Source organism: Bradyrhizobium sp. JR4.1, from assembly GCF_040548605.1.
Classification (GTDB): Bacteria; Pseudomonadota; Alphaproteobacteria; order Rhizobiales; family Xanthobacteraceae; genus Bradyrhizobium; species Bradyrhizobium canariense.
This window is the reverse complement of the sequence record NZ_JBEPRY010000002.1, coordinates 231,292-245,598: the sequence shown is the minus strand read 5'-3', so window position 1 is coordinate 245,598 and position 14,307 is coordinate 231,292. Positions and strand designations below refer to the sequence as shown.

Below are 14,307 nucleotides of genomic sequence, written 5' to 3'. Positions count from 1 at the left end.
TCTTTCGGTCGTTTCAGGAGAGCCTTCATGATCACGCTTTACGGCTTTGGCGCCGGTTTCGGCCTGCCGGAAATCAGCCCCTTCGTCACCAAGACGGAGGTGCAGCTCAAGATGGCGGGATTGCCCTACCGGAAGGAGCGGGCGATGCCGCCCGCCTCTCCCAAGGGGCAGCTTCCTTTCATCGACGATGGCGGCGAGGCGGTGGCCGATTCCACCTTCATCCGCGCCCATATCGAGCGCCGCTACGGCTTCGATTTCGACGCCGGCCTGTCGTTGCAAGAGCGGGCGCAGGCCTGGGCGTTCGAGCGCATGATCGAGCATCACGTTTATTTTGCGCTGGTCGGGGCGCGCTGGGTCGACCCGGTCAACTTCGCCAAGGGGCCTGCGCATTTCTTCGACGGCGCGCCGGAGCACAATCGCGAGAAGTTGCGCGAGGACGCGCAATTCCGTGTCGCCGAGAACTATTTGCTCTCCGGATTAGGCCGTCACGCGCCCGATGACGACGTCGATCTCGCCGTGCGCTCGCTGTTTGCGCTCTCGGTGCAGCTCGGCGACAAGTCCTATCTGATGGGCAACAAGCCCTGCGGCGTCGATGCCACCGCCTTCGGTGCACTCGCCGGGATCCTGACGCCGTTCTTCGAATCCGCCCTGCGCCGTCGCGCCGAAGGATTTCCGAACCTCACCGCTTATGTCGACCGGATGATGGACACTTACTATCCGGAGTTCGCCTGGACCCCGCTGCGGCAGGCGGCTTGATGCCTGATGGAATGAGACTGATCTAGCGCCCCGAGAAAGGTGCGTTCCCTCCCCCCTTGTGGGGGAGGGCTAGGGAGAGGGGTAGCCCAGGAAAAGGTACTCGTTGTCGACGATGCACTGGTCGGTGCGCGATCGAAAAAATCCCCGTGTGGCACCCCCCTCCCTGCCCCTCCCCCACAAGGGGGAAGGGAACGGAGAGAGTGCTGCTGCTGGCCGAACTCTATTTGACTCCACGCTCGCCAATCACAAACCCAAAAGAAAAGAGCCGGCCCATCGGGCCGGCTCTGTCGTCTCGAAACTATCGCTGCGCTTATTTCACAAGCATGTACTTGCCGTTCTTCACCGTGAGCAGGATGCGCGAGCGCTCGTCGAGGCCGTAGCGGTCCTTTTCGGTGAAATTGTAGACGCCCTGACTTGCGGCCAGCTCCTTCTCCGACAGCAGGGCCTGGCGAATCGCTTCGCGGAATTCCGGCGTGCCGGGTTTCGCCGTCTTGAGTGCCGCCGGGATGATGCGCTTGAGAATCTCGAACGCATCGTAAGAGTGACCGGCGAACTGGCTGCGGCTGTTCGGGCCGTACTTGGCTTCATAGGCCGAGTTGAGCGCGAGGCCCGGTTTCTTGGTGGCGGCTTCGTCCGGCTGGTCCTCGGGATCCATGACGGGACCAGAGGCCATCAGCACGCCTTCCGCCGCTTTGCCGGCGATGCGGATGAAGTCCATGCTGGCGGCGCCGTGGGTCTGGTAGATCAGGCCCTGATAGCCACGCTCGCGCAGCTCGGTCTGCGGCAGCGCGGCTGCGGTGCCGGAAGCGCCGACCAGAATGGCGTCGGGATTCGCAGCCACGAGCTTCAGCACCTGTCCGGTCACCGACGTATCCGGGCGAGCGAAGCGCTCCTCGTCGGCGATGGTTATGCCCATCGGCACGGCCTGCGCCTTCAAATCGTTGAACCAGAGGTCGCCATAGGAGTCGGAATAGCCGATATAGCCGATGGTCTTCACGCCCTTGGCCTTCATGTGATCGTACAACACCTTGCCCACGATCGGGATCGGCTGCGGCATCGCCACCGACCACTTCATGCGCTCCGGCGTGATCGGGAACGGCGCCAGGCCGAAATGCGGAATGCCGGCTTCGTTGGCGACGTTCGACACCGCGATGGTCGGCGGCGTCAGCGCCGAGCCCATGATGATATCGGCCTTGGATTCGGTCACGAAGCGGCGGGCGTTGGTGGTCGCGGTGGTGGGATCGCCGCCGTCGTCGAGCACGATCACCTTCAGCGGCACGCCGCCGATCTCCTTCGGCACGAACTCCAGCGCATTGCGCTCGGGAATCCCCAGCGCTGCGCCCGGGCCGGTCGTGGTGGTGGTGATGCCGATGGTGACCTCGGCGGTCTGGGCCAGCGCGGGCACGGCCGGCAGCGCAAGCGCGGCCGCGGTGACGGCGGCGGTCAGGTAAAAGCGTTTCATCTATTCCTCCCTTTATGTGTTTCTTTGAAAGCAGAAATCGGGGGGTAATTCAGCCCCCTCTTTTGGTGATGTGGCGATTTAGCCCCGGGCCTCGCTCCCCGTGAATTTGGCTACCATTTCCGCGGGAAACGGTGCCGATTTCAGTTTGTCGGGGTTAACGGGGTCGCGGCCGACCAGCACGCGCGTCTCGAAACCTTCGATCGCCAGAGCTTCGCCCTTGAAGACGTTGTGCTTCACCTCGAAGCTCGAGCGCTTGATGCTCTCGACCTTCGTTTCGATGGTGATCCAGTCGCCATAAGTCGAGGGGATGTAGAACTTGGCACGGGTGTCGACCATGGGAATACCCACCAGGCCGTATTTGCGGACCAGGTCCTGCTTGGAGAACCCGGCGACTTCGAACAGGGTCGATGTCGAATCGTCGAACATCGCGAAATAGCGCGGGTAATAGACGATGTTGGCGGGGTCGCAGTCACCCCACTGGATCTGGACGTCGCGCCGGTTCACGAACATATGTCGCGCCCTATTTCGGTGCCATGCGCAGCGATCCGTCGAGGCGCACGACTTCGCCGTTCAGATACGAATTCTCGACCATGTGCAGCGCCAATGCCGCGAACTCGTCGGCGTGGCCGAGCCGGCGCGGGAACGGGATTGCGGCGGCGAGTGAGTCCTGGGCTTCCTGCGGCAGGTTGGCGAGCAGCGGCGTGAGGAACAGGCCGGGCGCGATCGTCAGCACGCGGACGCCGAACTGCGCCAGCTCGCGCGCGATCGGCAGCGTCATGCCGACAATGCCGCCCTTCGATGCCGAATAGGCCGATTGCCCGATCTGGCCGTCATAAGCGGCAACCGACGCCGTGTTGATGATGACGCCGCGCTCGCCGGTTGCCTGCGGCTCGAGCTTGGACATCTCGTTCGCGGCAAGGCGAAGCATGTTGAAGGTGCCGATCAGGTTGACCTTGATCACCTTGTCGAAATCCGCGAGCGCCATCGGGCCGTCGCGGCCGACGACGCGCTTGGCAACGCCGATGCCGGCGCAATTGACCAGCACGCGCGCGGGTCCATGGGCCTTGGTCGCCTGGGCGATCGCAGCTTCCGCGGAGGCCGCATCGGAAACATCGCAGGTCACCGCGACGCCCTTGATCTCGGCGGCCACGGTTTCCGCGAGCTTGGCATTGAGGTCGCACACCGCCACCCGGGCGCCCTGCGCCGCCAGCTTACGCGCGGTCGCCGCGCCCAGTCCCGATGCGCCGCCGGTGACGATGACTGCCTGATCCTTCAACAACATGGCGTTCTCCCTGTAGCGATGTTTTCTTAGCCGACCGATATCACACGGTCCGATGGATTGGCAGCGTAGAGCTCCTCGATCAGCAGGCTGCGATGCTCGAGCACCGCGCGCTGGTTGATGGACCCCTTGTCGGTGACTTCGCCCTTGTCGATCGAGAGCGGCGTGTCCATGAGGATCGCGCGCGTGATCCGCGTCGAGGATCCCGTGGCCGCGCCGAGAAAGCGGGTCAGCCGTTCGCGAAATGCCTCGCGCACCAGCCGGTCGCGGGTCGCGACGACGAGATCGTCGGTCGGCAGCGTCGGGTTGATCAGCCGGCAGCCGTCGAGATCGAGTACGACGAGCGCGGAAACCTCGTCACGGTTGATGCCGGCGATGACGACGTCGCGCACCAGCGGTGCGCAGGCCGCAACGAAGCGCGCGCGCAACGGGCCGACGCTGACCCAGGTGCCGCTGCCGAGCTTGAAATCCTCACCGATGCGGCCGTCGAAATCGAAGCCGGCGTTGAGATCGTCGGGATCGACAGGCTTGAGCGCATCGTCGAGCTTGTAGAAGCCTTCTTCGTCGAACGAATTCGCGGTGATGTCGGGCTGGCGCCAGTAGCCGGGCATCACGTTCGGTCCCTTGCAACGAACTTCCATCTTGCCGTTGTTCGGCACCAGCTTGGCGTCGTTGCCGGATACGGGAAGCCCGACATGACCGGAGCGGCTGGTGCGCGGGTTGACCGACATGAAGAACGGCGCGGTCTCGGTTGCACCGAGGCCGGTCAGCATCGGAACGCGGTAGCCTTTTTCCTTCACCGCGAGCTCGTCGAGGCTGTTCCAGACGAACGGCGACAGCGCCGCGCCCGAGAAGAACATCGCGTGCAGCCGGTCGAAGAATTTCGCGCGCAGGCCCTGGTCGTCGCGCAGATAAGGAAGCAGCGACTCGTATCCCTTGGGGACGTTGAAATAGACTGTCGGCGAAATCTCCTGGAGATTGCGCACGGTTTCCTCGATGCCTCCAGGCACCGGCTTGCCGGCATCGAGATACATCGAGCCGCCATTGTAGAGCGTCAGCCCGATATTGTGGTTGCCGCCAAAAGTGTGATTCCAGGGCAGCCAGTCGATGATGACGGGCGGCTCGTCCTTGAGGAAGGCGAGCGTCTCGCGCAGCATCACCTGGTTGGCGCAGATCATGCGCTGGGTGTTGATGACCGCCTTGGGGTTGCCGGTCGAGCCCGAGGTCAGCAGGAATTTCGCGATGGTGTCGGGACCGATCTTGCCGTGGACTTCGTCCAGATCGCCGCGGATCGGGGTTGCCATGAGGTCGGCGAGCGAGGTGACGTCGCGGCCCGGCACGTGGCCGTAGGACGCGGCGATTTCGGTGCCGAGCGAGAGGTTGGCCGCGAGCGCGTCGGCGAACTTGTCGGCGTCCTCGGCGAAGACGAGGCCGGGCGTCAGGAGCTTCATCAGGTAGGAGAGCTTGCCGTAATCCTTCGAAACCAACGAATAGGCCGGCGACACCGGGCAGAACGGAATGCCGGCATAGAACCCGCCAAACGCGAGCAATGCATGGTCGATCGAATTGCCGGAGAGGATGACGACCGGCCGCTCCGCCGACAGCCCGCGCGCAATGAGTCCTGAGGCGATGTGCCGGCTCGCGGCGAGCAGCTCGGCGTAACTGATCTTGCGCCAGCCGCGACCGCCTTCGCGCTCGGCCATGAAGATGCGATCCGGCGTCGTATTCGCCCAGTGATGCAGGCGGTCGGTGATGCGGGCCGGATAGTCTCCGAGCGGCTGTTTGGGCCGCAGGTAAATCGTGCCGTCGTCGCGCCGCTCGATATTCACGACGGGATCGCCGAATGAAATGGGCCGCAGCGGGGAAGTGCTCGCGCCGCGCTCCATGCTGGAAGAGGACGGCTGCGCGCTCATGATTTCGGCTTCACCTTTGCGGTCTTGTGCTCGAGGAATTCGCGGATCCTGCGCTTGGCTTCCTTGTCGCTCTGCGCCACCGTCGCCATCAGCGATTCCATCAACAGGCCGGTCTGCGGATTGGCCTCCGCGATCATCGGCAGCGCCTGGAGCACGGCGAAGTTGGTCAGCGGCGCGTTGGAGGCGACCTTGGTCGCAAGCTCCATCGCCTTGCCGAGGCCGTTGCCGGCTTCCGTGACATATTGCGCAAAGCCGTAGGAGGTGCCTTCGGTCGCGGAATAGACGCGGCCGGTCAGCATCATGTCCATCGTCCTGGCGACGCCGATCAGGCGCGGCAGGCGCACCGAACCGCCGCCACCGACGAAGATGCCGCGCTGTCCCTCCGGCAGCGCGAAATAGGTCGACGGTTCGGCGACACGGATATGCGCCGCGCAGGCGAGCTCCAGCCCGCCGCCGATCACGGCGCCCCTGAGCGCCGCGATCACGGGCACGCGGCTGTACTGGATGCGGTCGAACACCCGGTGCCACATCTGGGAATGGAGAAGGCCGCCGGTGGCATCATGGTCGGTCAGTTCGGAGAGGTCGAGACCGCTGGAAAAATGGTCGCCGATGCCGTGGATGACGACCGCGCCGATATCCTCGGGAAGGGACGCAAAACACTCGCCGATTTCCAGGATGATGCCGTCGTTGAGCGCATTGCGCTTGGCCGGCCGATTGAGGCCGACGGTCAAAACCCGGTCCGCCCGCTCGATCTTCAAAAGCCCGGAGGCGCCCGCGTCGGCGGTCTCGGCGTTTCCCTGTGTCATTTGCGTCCTTGTCAGAATAGTTATGTTGTATAACGAATTCAGGGGGAGTCAATACGGCTGGCAGCGGGGAAGCCGATGCATCGTCCGGAAATGGGACGACAGTCCGGGTACAGAGCCCGTACCCGAATGCCCGATGCGCAAGATTGGGATGAATATCACCGACGCCGATGCTATCCGGCCGCTACGCCGCCTTGGTTCCGCTTTGGGGTTGCGCCACAAGATTGATACCCATGGCGTGGAGAACCTTTATCACAGTGCCGAATTCGGGTTTGGCCTCGCCGCCAAGCGAGCGATACAAGTTCTCACGGGATAGACCGGCTTTTTCGGCAATGGCGCCCATGCCCTGAGAGCGCGCTACGGCGCCGATTGCCATCGTTATTGCGGACGGATCGTCGGATTCAAAGGCTTCGGTGAGATAGGCCGCAACCATCTCCGGACTGTCGAGGTACTCCGCAGTATCAAAGGATTTCACTTTTGCCATTGCTCAGACCTCCAATTCGCTCGCGATCTTCTTTGCCAACGCTATGTCCCCTGGCTGAGAGCCTTTATCGCCACTGCAAAGAAGAATGATGATCTCCTCGCCTCGGGCAACGTAGTAGATCCGGTATCCAGCGCCCTCGTGAACTCTCATTTCGCTGATGCCGCCTCCGACCGGAGCAACGTCTCCGGGATTGCCGAGCGCCAGCCGATCGATCCGGGCCAGGATTTTTGCCTTCGCTCTCCGGTCTCGCAGGTTTCTAAGCCAGTCAGAGAATTCGTCGGTTCTCTTGATCGTCGGCATCTGTAGCGTATACGCTACATAAGTGGCAATGTCAATGGACCAGCCGGCCCTTGGTGCGGCGCCACGCGTTCACATCACCTGATGCACGTCGATCACGACGCGGTCCGCATGCCGCGCGGCTGAACCGACAAAAATGTGCTGCATCAGCCAGCGGTACTTCTCATGCCCGGTCTCGAACTTCGGCACGGTGCGGAAATAGATCAGTTTAGGATCCACCGGCTCGCCGCGCTTGAGCTTTTGTAACAGCTCGACCGGGCCGAAGCGCATGCCCTTGTTCTCGACATAGACGATGGCGCCGTCGTTGGTTTGGAAAGCGTACTTCGCTTCGAGATCAATCAGCTCGTTGGGGCGGATGGTCTGGAAGTCGGCGCCGAACGGCAGCACCTTGCCGGTGATCGCGCCCGAGACCTCGCCGCCGATGATCGGGATGATGCGGCGAACGCCGATGCCGGTCTCGCCGGCGGTGACGACGTCGCCGATACGTGCAGTGACGGTGAAGACGTATCTGGTTTCGAGCGCCGGCGTGGTCATCGCTTCACCTCCTCAATGCGCCATCATCCGCGTCGGCAGCCATGTCGCCAGCAGCGGGAAGGCGATCAGGATCACGAGGCGCACGAGGTCTGTCGCCACGAACGGAATCACCCCCTTGAAGATGGTGGAGAAGGAAACGTCCTTCACCACGCTCTTGATGACGAAGACGTTCATGCCCACCGGCGGGTGAATCAGGCCGAGCTCGACCGTCATGACGATGATGACGCCGAACCAGATCGGGTCGAAGCCGAGATGCATGATCACGGGGAAAATGATCGGCACGGTGAGGATGATCATCGCCATGGCGTCCATCAGGCAGCCGAGCACGAGATACATCACCATGATCAGCGCCAGCACGCCGTAGGGGCCGAGGCCAAGGCCGGTGAGGAATTCCGTCACCTTCTGCGGGGTCTGCGTCACCGTGAGGAAATAGCCGAAGATCAAGGCGCCGATCAGCACGGTGAACACGGCGGCCGCCGTGCGCGTCGCCTGCAGCAGCGAGGCCAGAATTTTCTCGCGGTCGAGGCGGCCGGTCGCCACGCCGATGATGAAGGCGCCGGCAGCGCCGACGCCGCCGGCTTCGGTCGGCGTGAAGCGCGGCAAATAGGGCAGACCGTAAAGGCCGCCGATCACGAACACGAACAGCAGCACCGGCGCCCAGATGTCCTTCAGGCCGGCGAAGCGCTCGCGCCATGGCAGCACCTTGCCCTTGGGCAGAAAGTCCGGCCGGAAATAGCCGATCAGGAAGATCGTGATCATGTACATGGTCATCGCCAGAATGCCCGGGATGATGCCGGCGATGAACAGCTTGCCGATGTCCTGCTCGGTGATGATGCCGTAGACGGCGAGCACGGTGGAGGGCGGCAGCATCGCGCCCAGTGTGCCGCCGGCCGCGATCACGCCGGTGGCAAACGACTGCGGGTAGCCGAAACGGCGCATCTCGGGGTAAGCGACCGCCGAGAAGGTCGCTGCGGTCGCGACCGAGGAGCCGCAGATCGCGGCAAAGCCGCCGCAGGCACCGACGGTGGCGATGCCGAGCCCGCCGCGCAAATGGCCGACAAAGCCGTTGGCGGCGCGGAATAGCTCGCGGCTCATGCCGGAATTGCTGACGAAGGAGCCCATCAGCAGAAACATCGGAATGACGCCGAAGGTGTAGTCGGTCACCGTGCGCATGGAGGTCTGGCCGACCAGCTTCAGCGCCGGCGTGGCGCCGACGAGATAGGAGAAGCCGGAGACGCCGACGAGGCCCATGGCCATGCCGACGGGCACGCGCAGCAGCATCAGGGCGAACAGGGAAACGAAGCCGATAACGGCGACGGCATCGGTGCTCATGATTACTCCGTCGCCTTCAGCTTGGGGTCGTGCATCTCTTCGGGATGGAAGATCAACCGATAGGTGCGGATCGCGATCAGCAGCACGGCGGAGACGTCGCCGATCCAGGCGATCGCGAAGAACGGCCAGGTCGGCATGTGCATGTCGAAGGTCTGGACGTTGTCGTTGTAGGTGCCGCGGACCTTGTCGAACAGCGTCCAGGTCTGCACCGTCACGACGAACAGCAGCACCAGTGTCGCGAACACGTCGATCCAGCGCTGGTAGCGCGGCCCGACATTGCCCCAGACCAGATCGACCGTGATGTGGGTGCCGCGATAGGAGGTCGCGGCGATGCCCCAGAAGATGAGGATGCCGAGCAGCATGCGGCCGATGTCGAAACTATCGGGGATCGCATAGTTCAGCGTGTTGCGCAGCAGCACCGACAGGAAGATGTCGAGTGCGACAATGCCGACGAAGGCGGCTGCGATCCACTCGATCGAATCGATAACGCGATCCATCCAGCTGCGCTTCATGGGAGCTTCCTGCTCGAGATGAGTGCGAGTTGCATCAACAGCGATGCTGCACTCCCTCTCCCGCTTGCGGGGGAGGGCTGGGGTGGGGGTGTCGCCGCAATGAACGGACCCCGAGTGGAGAGAGCCCCCACCCGGCGCTTCGCGCCGACCTCCCCCGCAAGCGGGAGAGGTGCAGCGAGTCTGCGGCTCCGATTCAGCGTCACTCCGCCAGCGCGTTGTACTTCTTCAGCGAGGCCTTCAGCTCGCTAAGCGCCGCATCCGGATCCGCGCCGGCCTTCTTTGCGCCGTCGGCCCAGGTCTTCACCAGCGGCTCGGCAGCCTTCTTCCAGGCGGCGGTCTGCTCGGGCGTCAGCTTGTAGACCTCGTGGCTGGTTTCCGCCTTGACCTTGTCGATGCCGGCGTCCTCGAACTTGCCCCAGTGCTCGCCGACCACACCGGCCATCTCGACCGTGCAATTCTTGTCGATCGCGGCCTTCTGCTTGTCGGACATCGCATTGTACTTGTCCTTGTTCATCACGAACACGAAGGTCGTGGTGTAGAGCGGCGCCTCCATGTCGTACTTGGTTACCTTGTCGATGCCGAACAGCACCAGCGAACCCCAGGGGAAGGTGACGCCGTCGGCGACGCCGCGCTCGATGATGTCGCGTACTTCGGGCGCGGAGGATTGCACATTGGTGCCGCCGAGCGAGGTGACGAAATTCGCCATGGTGGCGTGGGCGGGGCGGATCTTCAGGCCCTTCACGTCCTCCGGCATCACGATCTTCTTGGTGCGGGAGTGGAAGGAAGACGGCGAGTGGACGAAGGCGAGGCAGTACTTGACGTCCTTCATCTCCTTCTCGGCGTATTTGCGATACCACGCATCCAGCCCCATCGAGCCGCCCTTGGCATCCGAGATCAGGAACGGCAATTCGCCGGCGCCGATGATCGGGAAGCGGCCGGGCTGGTAGCCGGGATTGACATAGGTGACGTCGGCGATGCCGTCGCGCGCCATGTCGTAATGATCGAAGGCCTTGCCCATCTGCTGGGCCGGAAACACCTTGCCCTTGATGGTGCCGCCGGAATCCTTCTCGACCGCGGCGGCCCAATCCTCGAGCGATTTCTGCAGCGGATGCGAGGCCGGCACCCAATGCGAGATCTTCAAATCGAAGGTCTTGTCCTGCGCGAACGCAGGGCTCACGCTTGCTGCCAGCAGCAACGCCAGACAGGCTTTCCTCATCACGCGTCTCTCCCTCTTTTGACGGCGGGCTTCGATGGCCCGGTCTCGTTATTTAACATGTTATCTAATTGGCCGGCGCGTTCAAGCCGGAACTGGCGTGACGTGCCGCCGCGCACTCCCTTTTTGCCTAACCGTTATATGATATAATTATCGTGTGCGGACAGCTGCGACAAGCGAGCCACGCCGAAAGCCTACCGGATCGGGAGGAGCAAGTATTGCGGACAAAAGTCGCAATCATCGGGGCAGGGCCGGCTGGATTGTTGCTTGGGCAACTGCTGCACCGCTATGGCATCGACAATGTCATTCTGGAGCGGCAGAGCCCGGACTATGTGCTCGGCCGCATCCGTGCCGGACTGCTGGAGGAGGGAACAGTCGCGCTGCTCGACCAGATCGGCGCCGGCGCACGGGCGCATGCCGAAGGGCTGGTGCATGAAGGGATCGAGCTCGCCTTTTCGGGGCGCCGGCACCGCATCGACATGAAGGCTGCGACCGGCAAGACGGTCATGATCTACGGCCAGACCGAGGTCACGCTCGACCTGATGGATGCGCGCAACGCCGCCGGTCTCACCTCGGTCTACGAGGCCAAGGACGTACAACCGCACGATTTCGACGGCGGTCACCCGCGCGTAACCTACATGAAAGATGGCGTCACCCACACGATCGATTGCGACTTCGTCGCCGGCTGCGACGGGTTTCACGGCGTCAGCCGCGCCAGCGTTCCGGCTTCGGCCATCGAGGAGTTCGAGCGCATCTATCCGTTCGGCTGGCTCGGCATCCTCTCCGAGACGCCGCCGGTCAGCCACGAGCTGATCTATTCCAACCACGTCCGCGGCTTTGCGCTGTGCACCATGCGTTCGACCAGGCGCAGCCGCTACTATGTGCAGTGCGCGCTCGACGACCATGTCGACCAGTGGCCGGACGATCGATTCTGGGACGAGCTCAAGCGCCGCCTCGACCGGGACGCCGCCGACAGCCTGATCACGGGCCCCTCGATCGAGAAGAGCATTGCGCCGCTGCGCAGCTTCGTCGCCGAGCCGATGCGTTTCGGCAGGTTGTTCCTGTGCGGTGATGCCGCCCATATCGTGCCGCCGACCGGCGCCAAGGGGCTGAATCTGGCCGCGAGCGATGCGCATTATCTGTCGAGCGCATTTCGCGAGTTCTACGACGAAAAATCCAGCGCCGGCATTGACGCCTATTCGGCGAAGGCACTGGCGCGGGTCTGGAAAGCCGTGCGGTTCTCCTGGTGGATGACCTCGATGCTGCACAAATTTCCGGACACCGGTACGATTGGGGCGCGCATCCAGCTCGCCGAGCTCGACTACGTCACGCAGTCCCAAGCCGCGATGACATCACTGTCGGAGAACTATGTGGGGCTGCCGTTTTAGGACGGTGCTGTAGGGTGGGCAAAGCGAAGCGTGCCCACCAGCGTTGTCTTCGCGCGAGATGGTGGGCACGGCGCTGCGCACCTTTGCCCACCCTACGAGTGCTCGCGCCGGCGCCACTTCTTTCAAACACCCGCGCAAATTCCGTTTAAAACTTTGTAGGTGGTGCAACCGTCACGTCCCTCGCGTTCAATGGCGGCAGCCACCAACGCGAGACGGACATGACCAGCACCGACATCCCCGCCGGCTTCGAGCCGCATTTCCGCAAAGCCCCGCTCACCGACCCCTGGGAGCCGCTTTACTCCAGGAAGACCGACAACGGCGTCACCGTGGGATTGCGGCTCGCAACACCGCACACCAACGCGCGCGGGCTGATCCATGGCGGATTGATCGCAGCGCTGGCCGATGCCGCCATGGGCTACAGCTGCGCGCAGGCGACCGGCTGGACCACCTCGTTGGTCACGATCTCGCTGTCGGTCGACTATGTCGGCGCCGGCGAGATCGGCCAATGGCTCGCGGTCGAGGGCGAGGCGATCAAGACCGGCAGCACGATCTGTTTCGCGCAGTGCCTCGCGAAGGCCGACGGCGCCGTGATCGCGCGCGCCAGCGGCACCTTTCGCGTCGTGCCGAAAAAGGGGTGAGGGCGTCACCCGAATTTCCACTCCGCGGTCTCCACCACGAGATCGACGAAGGCGCGCACCTTGGCGGAGAGCAGGCGCGAGGTCGGGTACACGATGTGGATGGGCAGCGCCGGCTGCTCGTAGTTCGCCAGCACGATCTTGAGCCGCCCACGCCGCAAGCCCTCGGCGGCCTGATAGGCCAGCACCCGGGTCACGCCGCCGCCGGCCTCGGCATATTGCAGGGCGGCGTCGGCGCTGTTGCTGGCGAAGCGTGGGTTCGGCGCCACCTCGATGTCGCGGCCGTCCTGCACGAAGCGCCAGTTGGCGGATGGACCGAACGCGATGGTCTGGTGCGTAAGCAGTGCCTCCGGCGTCTTCGGTTCGCCATGGCGCTTCAGATAGCCCGACGTCGCCACCACGATCCGACGCATCTCGCCGACCTGGCGCGCGACGAGCGAGGAGTCGGCGAGATGGCCGATCCGCACCGCGACGTCGACGGCGTCTTCCACGAGATTGACGAGGTTGTCGGACAGCCGTAATTCGCAGGCGACCTCGGGATAGCGCTTGAGGTAGGCGGTCATGACAGGCCCGACATGGAGCCGGCCGAAGCCGACCGGCGCCGACACCACCAGCCGCCCGCTCGGCCGGTTGCGCTCCTCCCGTGCCGAGCCGTCGGCCTCCTCGACATCGGCCAGGATGCGACGCGCACGCTCCAGATAGCGCGTGCCGACGTCGGTCAGGGTCACTTGACGGGTGGTCCGCTGCAACAGCCGCGCGCCGAGATGCTCCTCCAGCGCCGCGATCAGCCGCGTCACCGCGGAGGGGGACAGCCGCAGTTTTCGTGCCGCCGGCGCGAAGCCGTGCAAATCGGCGACGGTGACGAAAACATGCATGGCTTCGAGGCGATCCATGGTATTGTTGCATATACCGCAATGATGAAGTGTCAAGCTGGCCGATTGTTTTAGCCGGCGAAAAGTCCATTTTAGGTGGCGAAGACGCAGGGATGCGCCGGGATTTCAGGAGATGGTCCGATGACGGCAACTCACACCTACGCCAGCGACGTCGCATTCACGCCGGCGGTGAAGTCGATCCAGACCCGAAAGGGATCCCGCGAAGGCTATGCCAATGCCGAGCAGCGCGGCTGGCGCACCGAGGTCGATGAGAACCTCGCGGCGTTCCTGGCCGACGCCAACAGCTTTTATCTTGCCACGGCCTCGGCCGACGGCCAGCCCTACATCCAGCATCGCGGCGGCCCGAAGGGCTTCTTGAAGGTGCTGGACAAGCAGACGCTGGCTTTCACGGACTATGCCGGCAATCGGCAATACATCACGCAGGGAAATCTGTCCGAAAATCCCAAGGCCTACATCTTCGTGATGGACTACGCCCATCGCCGCCGGGTGAAGATCTGGGGCGAGGCGCGGGTGGTCGAGGACGACGAGGCGCTGACGACATCGCTGATGCCGAAAGGCTACCGCGCCCGGCCGGAGCAGGTGATCCTGTTCAAGATCGAAGCGTGGGACACGAACTGCCCGCAGCACATCCCGCAGAAGTTCGACGCGACGGATGTGGCAGCGGCGCTGGCGGCAAGAGATGCGAAAATCACGGAGCTGGAGGCGGAGGTCGCGGCGCTGAAGGGGGAGAAGGCCGCGAGTTGAGCTTACCTGCCAATGAAAGCTAGAGCGACTTGCGGCGTGCACCCTCTCCCCTTGCGGGAGAG

Annotated in this window: 16 protein-coding genes; 4 read left to right on the top strand and 12 right to left on the bottom strand. The window is 63.7% G+C overall.

Annotated elements, in window-relative coordinates; all coding sequences use genetic code 11:
- The first annotated feature begins 27 nt into the window (after window positions 1–27).
- Window positions 28–756 carry a glutathione S-transferase family protein gene (locus ABIB90_RS06405; protein WP_354200459.1) on the top strand — a complete coding sequence of 243 codons (729 nt, stop codon included), beginning with the start codon at window positions 28–30 and terminating at the stop codon, window positions 754–756.
- 310 nt (window positions 757–1,066) lie between these two features.
- On the opposite strand, the gene ABIB90_RS06400 is transcribed toward ABIB90_RS06405, so the two are convergent.
- The 11 genes from ABIB90_RS06400 to ABIB90_RS06350 all read right to left on the bottom strand — a co-directional run bounded on the left by ABIB90_RS06400 (window position 1,067) and on the right by ABIB90_RS06350 (window position 10,588).
- Window positions 1,067–2,218: an ABC transporter substrate-binding protein gene (locus tag ABIB90_RS06400; protein ID WP_354200458.1), complete on the bottom strand. Its 1,152-nt coding sequence runs from the start codon at window positions 2,216–2,218 to the stop codon at window positions 1,067–1,069.
- 78 nt (window positions 2,219–2,296) lie between these two features.
- Window positions 2,297–2,728 (bottom strand): acyl-CoA thioesterase, encoded by a 432-nt coding sequence (locus tag ABIB90_RS06395; protein ID WP_354200457.1) that lies wholly within the window; start codon window positions 2,726–2,728, stop codon window positions 2,297–2,299.
- Window positions 2,729–2,738: 10 nt separating this feature from the next.
- On the bottom strand, window positions 2,739–3,500 hold the full coding sequence (locus ABIB90_RS06390) for an SDR family NAD(P)-dependent oxidoreductase (RefSeq protein ID WP_219682940.1): 762 nt from the start codon (window positions 3,498–3,500) through the stop codon (window positions 2,739–2,741).
- A gap of 26 nt (window positions 3,501–3,526) precedes the next feature.
- Window positions 3,527–5,410, bottom strand: coding sequence for a feruloyl-CoA synthase (locus ABIB90_RS06385; RefSeq protein WP_354200456.1), 1,884 nt, complete (start codon window positions 5,408–5,410; stop codon window positions 3,527–3,529).
- Entirely contained in the window at window positions 5,407–6,216 is an 810-nt protein-coding gene (locus tag ABIB90_RS06380; RefSeq protein WP_354200455.1) for a crotonase/enoyl-CoA hydratase family protein, read from the bottom strand. Before ABIB90_RS06380 ends, ABIB90_RS06385 begins: the two co-directional genes overlap by 4 nt.
- A gap of 181 nt (window positions 6,217–6,397) precedes the next feature.
- Window positions 6,398–6,697, bottom strand: a complete 300-nt coding sequence (locus tag ABIB90_RS06375) for an addiction module antidote protein (RefSeq protein WP_007599661.1) — start codon at window positions 6,695–6,697, stop codon at window positions 6,398–6,400.
- 3 nt (window positions 6,698–6,700) lie between these two features.
- Window positions 6,701–6,997, bottom strand: a complete 297-nt coding sequence (locus tag ABIB90_RS06370; protein ID WP_007599663.1) for a type II toxin-antitoxin system RelE/ParE family toxin — start codon at window positions 6,995–6,997, stop codon at window positions 6,701–6,703.
- A 69-nt stretch (window positions 6,998–7,066) separates the two neighbouring features.
- The gene (locus ABIB90_RS06365; protein WP_007599665.1) at window positions 7,067–7,528 is read right to left on the bottom strand and encodes a DUF3237 domain-containing protein; all 462 of its coding nucleotides are present in this window, start codon (window positions 7,526–7,528) and stop codon (window positions 7,067–7,069) included.
- A 12-nt stretch (window positions 7,529–7,540) separates the two neighbouring features.
- On the bottom strand, window positions 7,541–8,860 hold the full coding sequence (locus ABIB90_RS06360; RefSeq protein WP_007599671.1) for a TRAP transporter large permease: 1,320 nt from the start codon (window positions 8,858–8,860) through the stop codon (window positions 7,541–7,543).
- Window positions 8,861–8,862: 2 nt separating this feature from the next.
- On the bottom strand, window positions 8,863–9,372 hold the full coding sequence (locus ABIB90_RS06355) for a TRAP transporter small permease (protein WP_007599673.1): 510 nt from the start codon (window positions 9,370–9,372) through the stop codon (window positions 8,863–8,865).
- Between the two features lie 199 nt (window positions 9,373–9,571).
- Window positions 9,572–10,588, bottom strand: a complete 1,017-nt coding sequence (locus tag ABIB90_RS06350; protein WP_007599675.1) for a TRAP transporter substrate-binding protein — start codon at window positions 10,586–10,588, stop codon at window positions 9,572–9,574.
- 215 nt (window positions 10,589–10,803) lie between these two features.
- On the opposite strand from ABIB90_RS06350, the gene pobA reads away from it, so the two are divergent.
- Window positions 10,804–11,973: a 4-hydroxybenzoate 3-monooxygenase gene (gene pobA, locus ABIB90_RS06345; RefSeq protein WP_354200454.1), complete on the top strand. Its 1,170-nt coding sequence runs from the start codon at window positions 10,804–10,806 to the stop codon at window positions 11,971–11,973.
- A 218-nt stretch (window positions 11,974–12,191) separates the two neighbouring features.
- A complete protein-coding gene (locus ABIB90_RS06340; protein ID WP_007599679.1) occupies window positions 12,192–12,611 on the top strand; it encodes a PaaI family thioesterase in 420 nt (139 codons plus the stop codon).
- Window positions 12,612–12,616: 5 nt separating this feature from the next.
- Here ABIB90_RS06340 and ABIB90_RS06335 read toward each other — a convergent pair whose 3' ends face one another.
- Entirely contained in the window at window positions 12,617–13,501 is an 885-nt protein-coding gene (locus ABIB90_RS06335; RefSeq protein ID WP_354200453.1) for a LysR family transcriptional regulator, read from the bottom strand.
- Between the two features lie 120 nt (window positions 13,502–13,621).
- Between ABIB90_RS06335 and ABIB90_RS06330 the strand changes: the two genes are divergently transcribed.
- Complete coding sequence (locus tag ABIB90_RS06330) at window positions 13,622–14,245, top strand: pyridoxamine 5'-phosphate oxidase family protein (RefSeq protein ID WP_354200452.1); 624 nt, start codon at window positions 13,622–13,624, stop codon at window positions 14,243–14,245.
- Window positions 14,246–14,307 lie beyond the last annotated feature (62 nt).

Bases quoted from the DNA above. Each gene is read 5' to 3' on its own strand.
- ABIB90_RS06365 (WP_007599665.1), bottom strand. From the start codon at position 7,528: ATGACCACGCCGGCGCTCGAAACCAGATACGTCTTCACCGTCACTGCA.
- ABIB90_RS06360 (WP_007599671.1), bottom strand. From the start codon at position 8,860: ATGAGCACCGATGCCGTCGCCGTTATCGGCTTCGTTTCCCTGTTCGCC.
- ABIB90_RS06350 (WP_007599675.1), bottom strand. From the start codon at position 10,588: ATGAGGAAAGCCTGTCTGGCGTTGCTGCTGGCAGCAAGCGTGAGCCCT.
- ABIB90_RS06405 (WP_354200459.1), top strand. From the start codon at position 28: ATGATCACGCTTTACGGCTTTGGCGCCGGTTTCGGCCTGCCGGAAATC.
- ABIB90_RS06400 (WP_354200458.1), bottom strand. From the start codon at position 2,218: ATGAAACGCTTTTACCTGACCGCCGCCGTCACCGCGGCCGCGCTTGCG.
- ABIB90_RS06395 (WP_354200457.1), bottom strand. From the start codon at position 2,728: ATGTTCGTGAACCGGCGCGACGTCCAGATCCAGTGGGGTGACTGCGAC.
- ABIB90_RS06385 (WP_354200456.1), bottom strand. From the start codon at position 5,410: ATGAGCGCGCAGCCGTCCTCTTCCAGCATGGAGCGCGGCGCGAGCACT.
- ABIB90_RS06370 (WP_007599663.1), bottom strand. From the start codon at position 6,997: ATGCCGACGATCAAGAGAACCGACGAATTCTCTGACTGGCTTAGAAAC.
- ABIB90_RS06375 (WP_007599661.1), bottom strand. From the start codon at position 6,697: ATGGCAAAAGTGAAATCCTTTGATACTGCGGAGTACCTCGACAGTCCG.
- ABIB90_RS06330 (WP_354200452.1), top strand. From the start codon at position 13,622: ATGACGGCAACTCACACCTACGCCAGCGACGTCGCATTCACGCCGGCG.
- ABIB90_RS06380 (WP_354200455.1), bottom strand. From the start codon at position 6,216: ATGACACAGGGAAACGCCGAGACCGCCGACGCGGGCGCCTCCGGGCTT.
- ABIB90_RS06390 (WP_219682940.1), bottom strand. From the start codon at position 3,500: ATGTTGTTGAAGGATCAGGCAGTCATCGTCACCGGCGGCGCATCGGGA.
- ABIB90_RS06335 (WP_354200453.1), bottom strand. From the start codon at position 13,501: ATGGATCGCCTCGAAGCCATGCATGTTTTCGTCACCGTCGCCGATTTG.
- ABIB90_RS06355 (WP_007599673.1), bottom strand. From the start codon at position 9,372: ATGAAGCGCAGCTGGATGGATCGCGTTATCGATTCGATCGAGTGGATC.
- ABIB90_RS06340 (WP_007599679.1), top strand. From the start codon at position 12,192: ATGACCAGCACCGACATCCCCGCCGGCTTCGAGCCGCATTTCCGCAAA.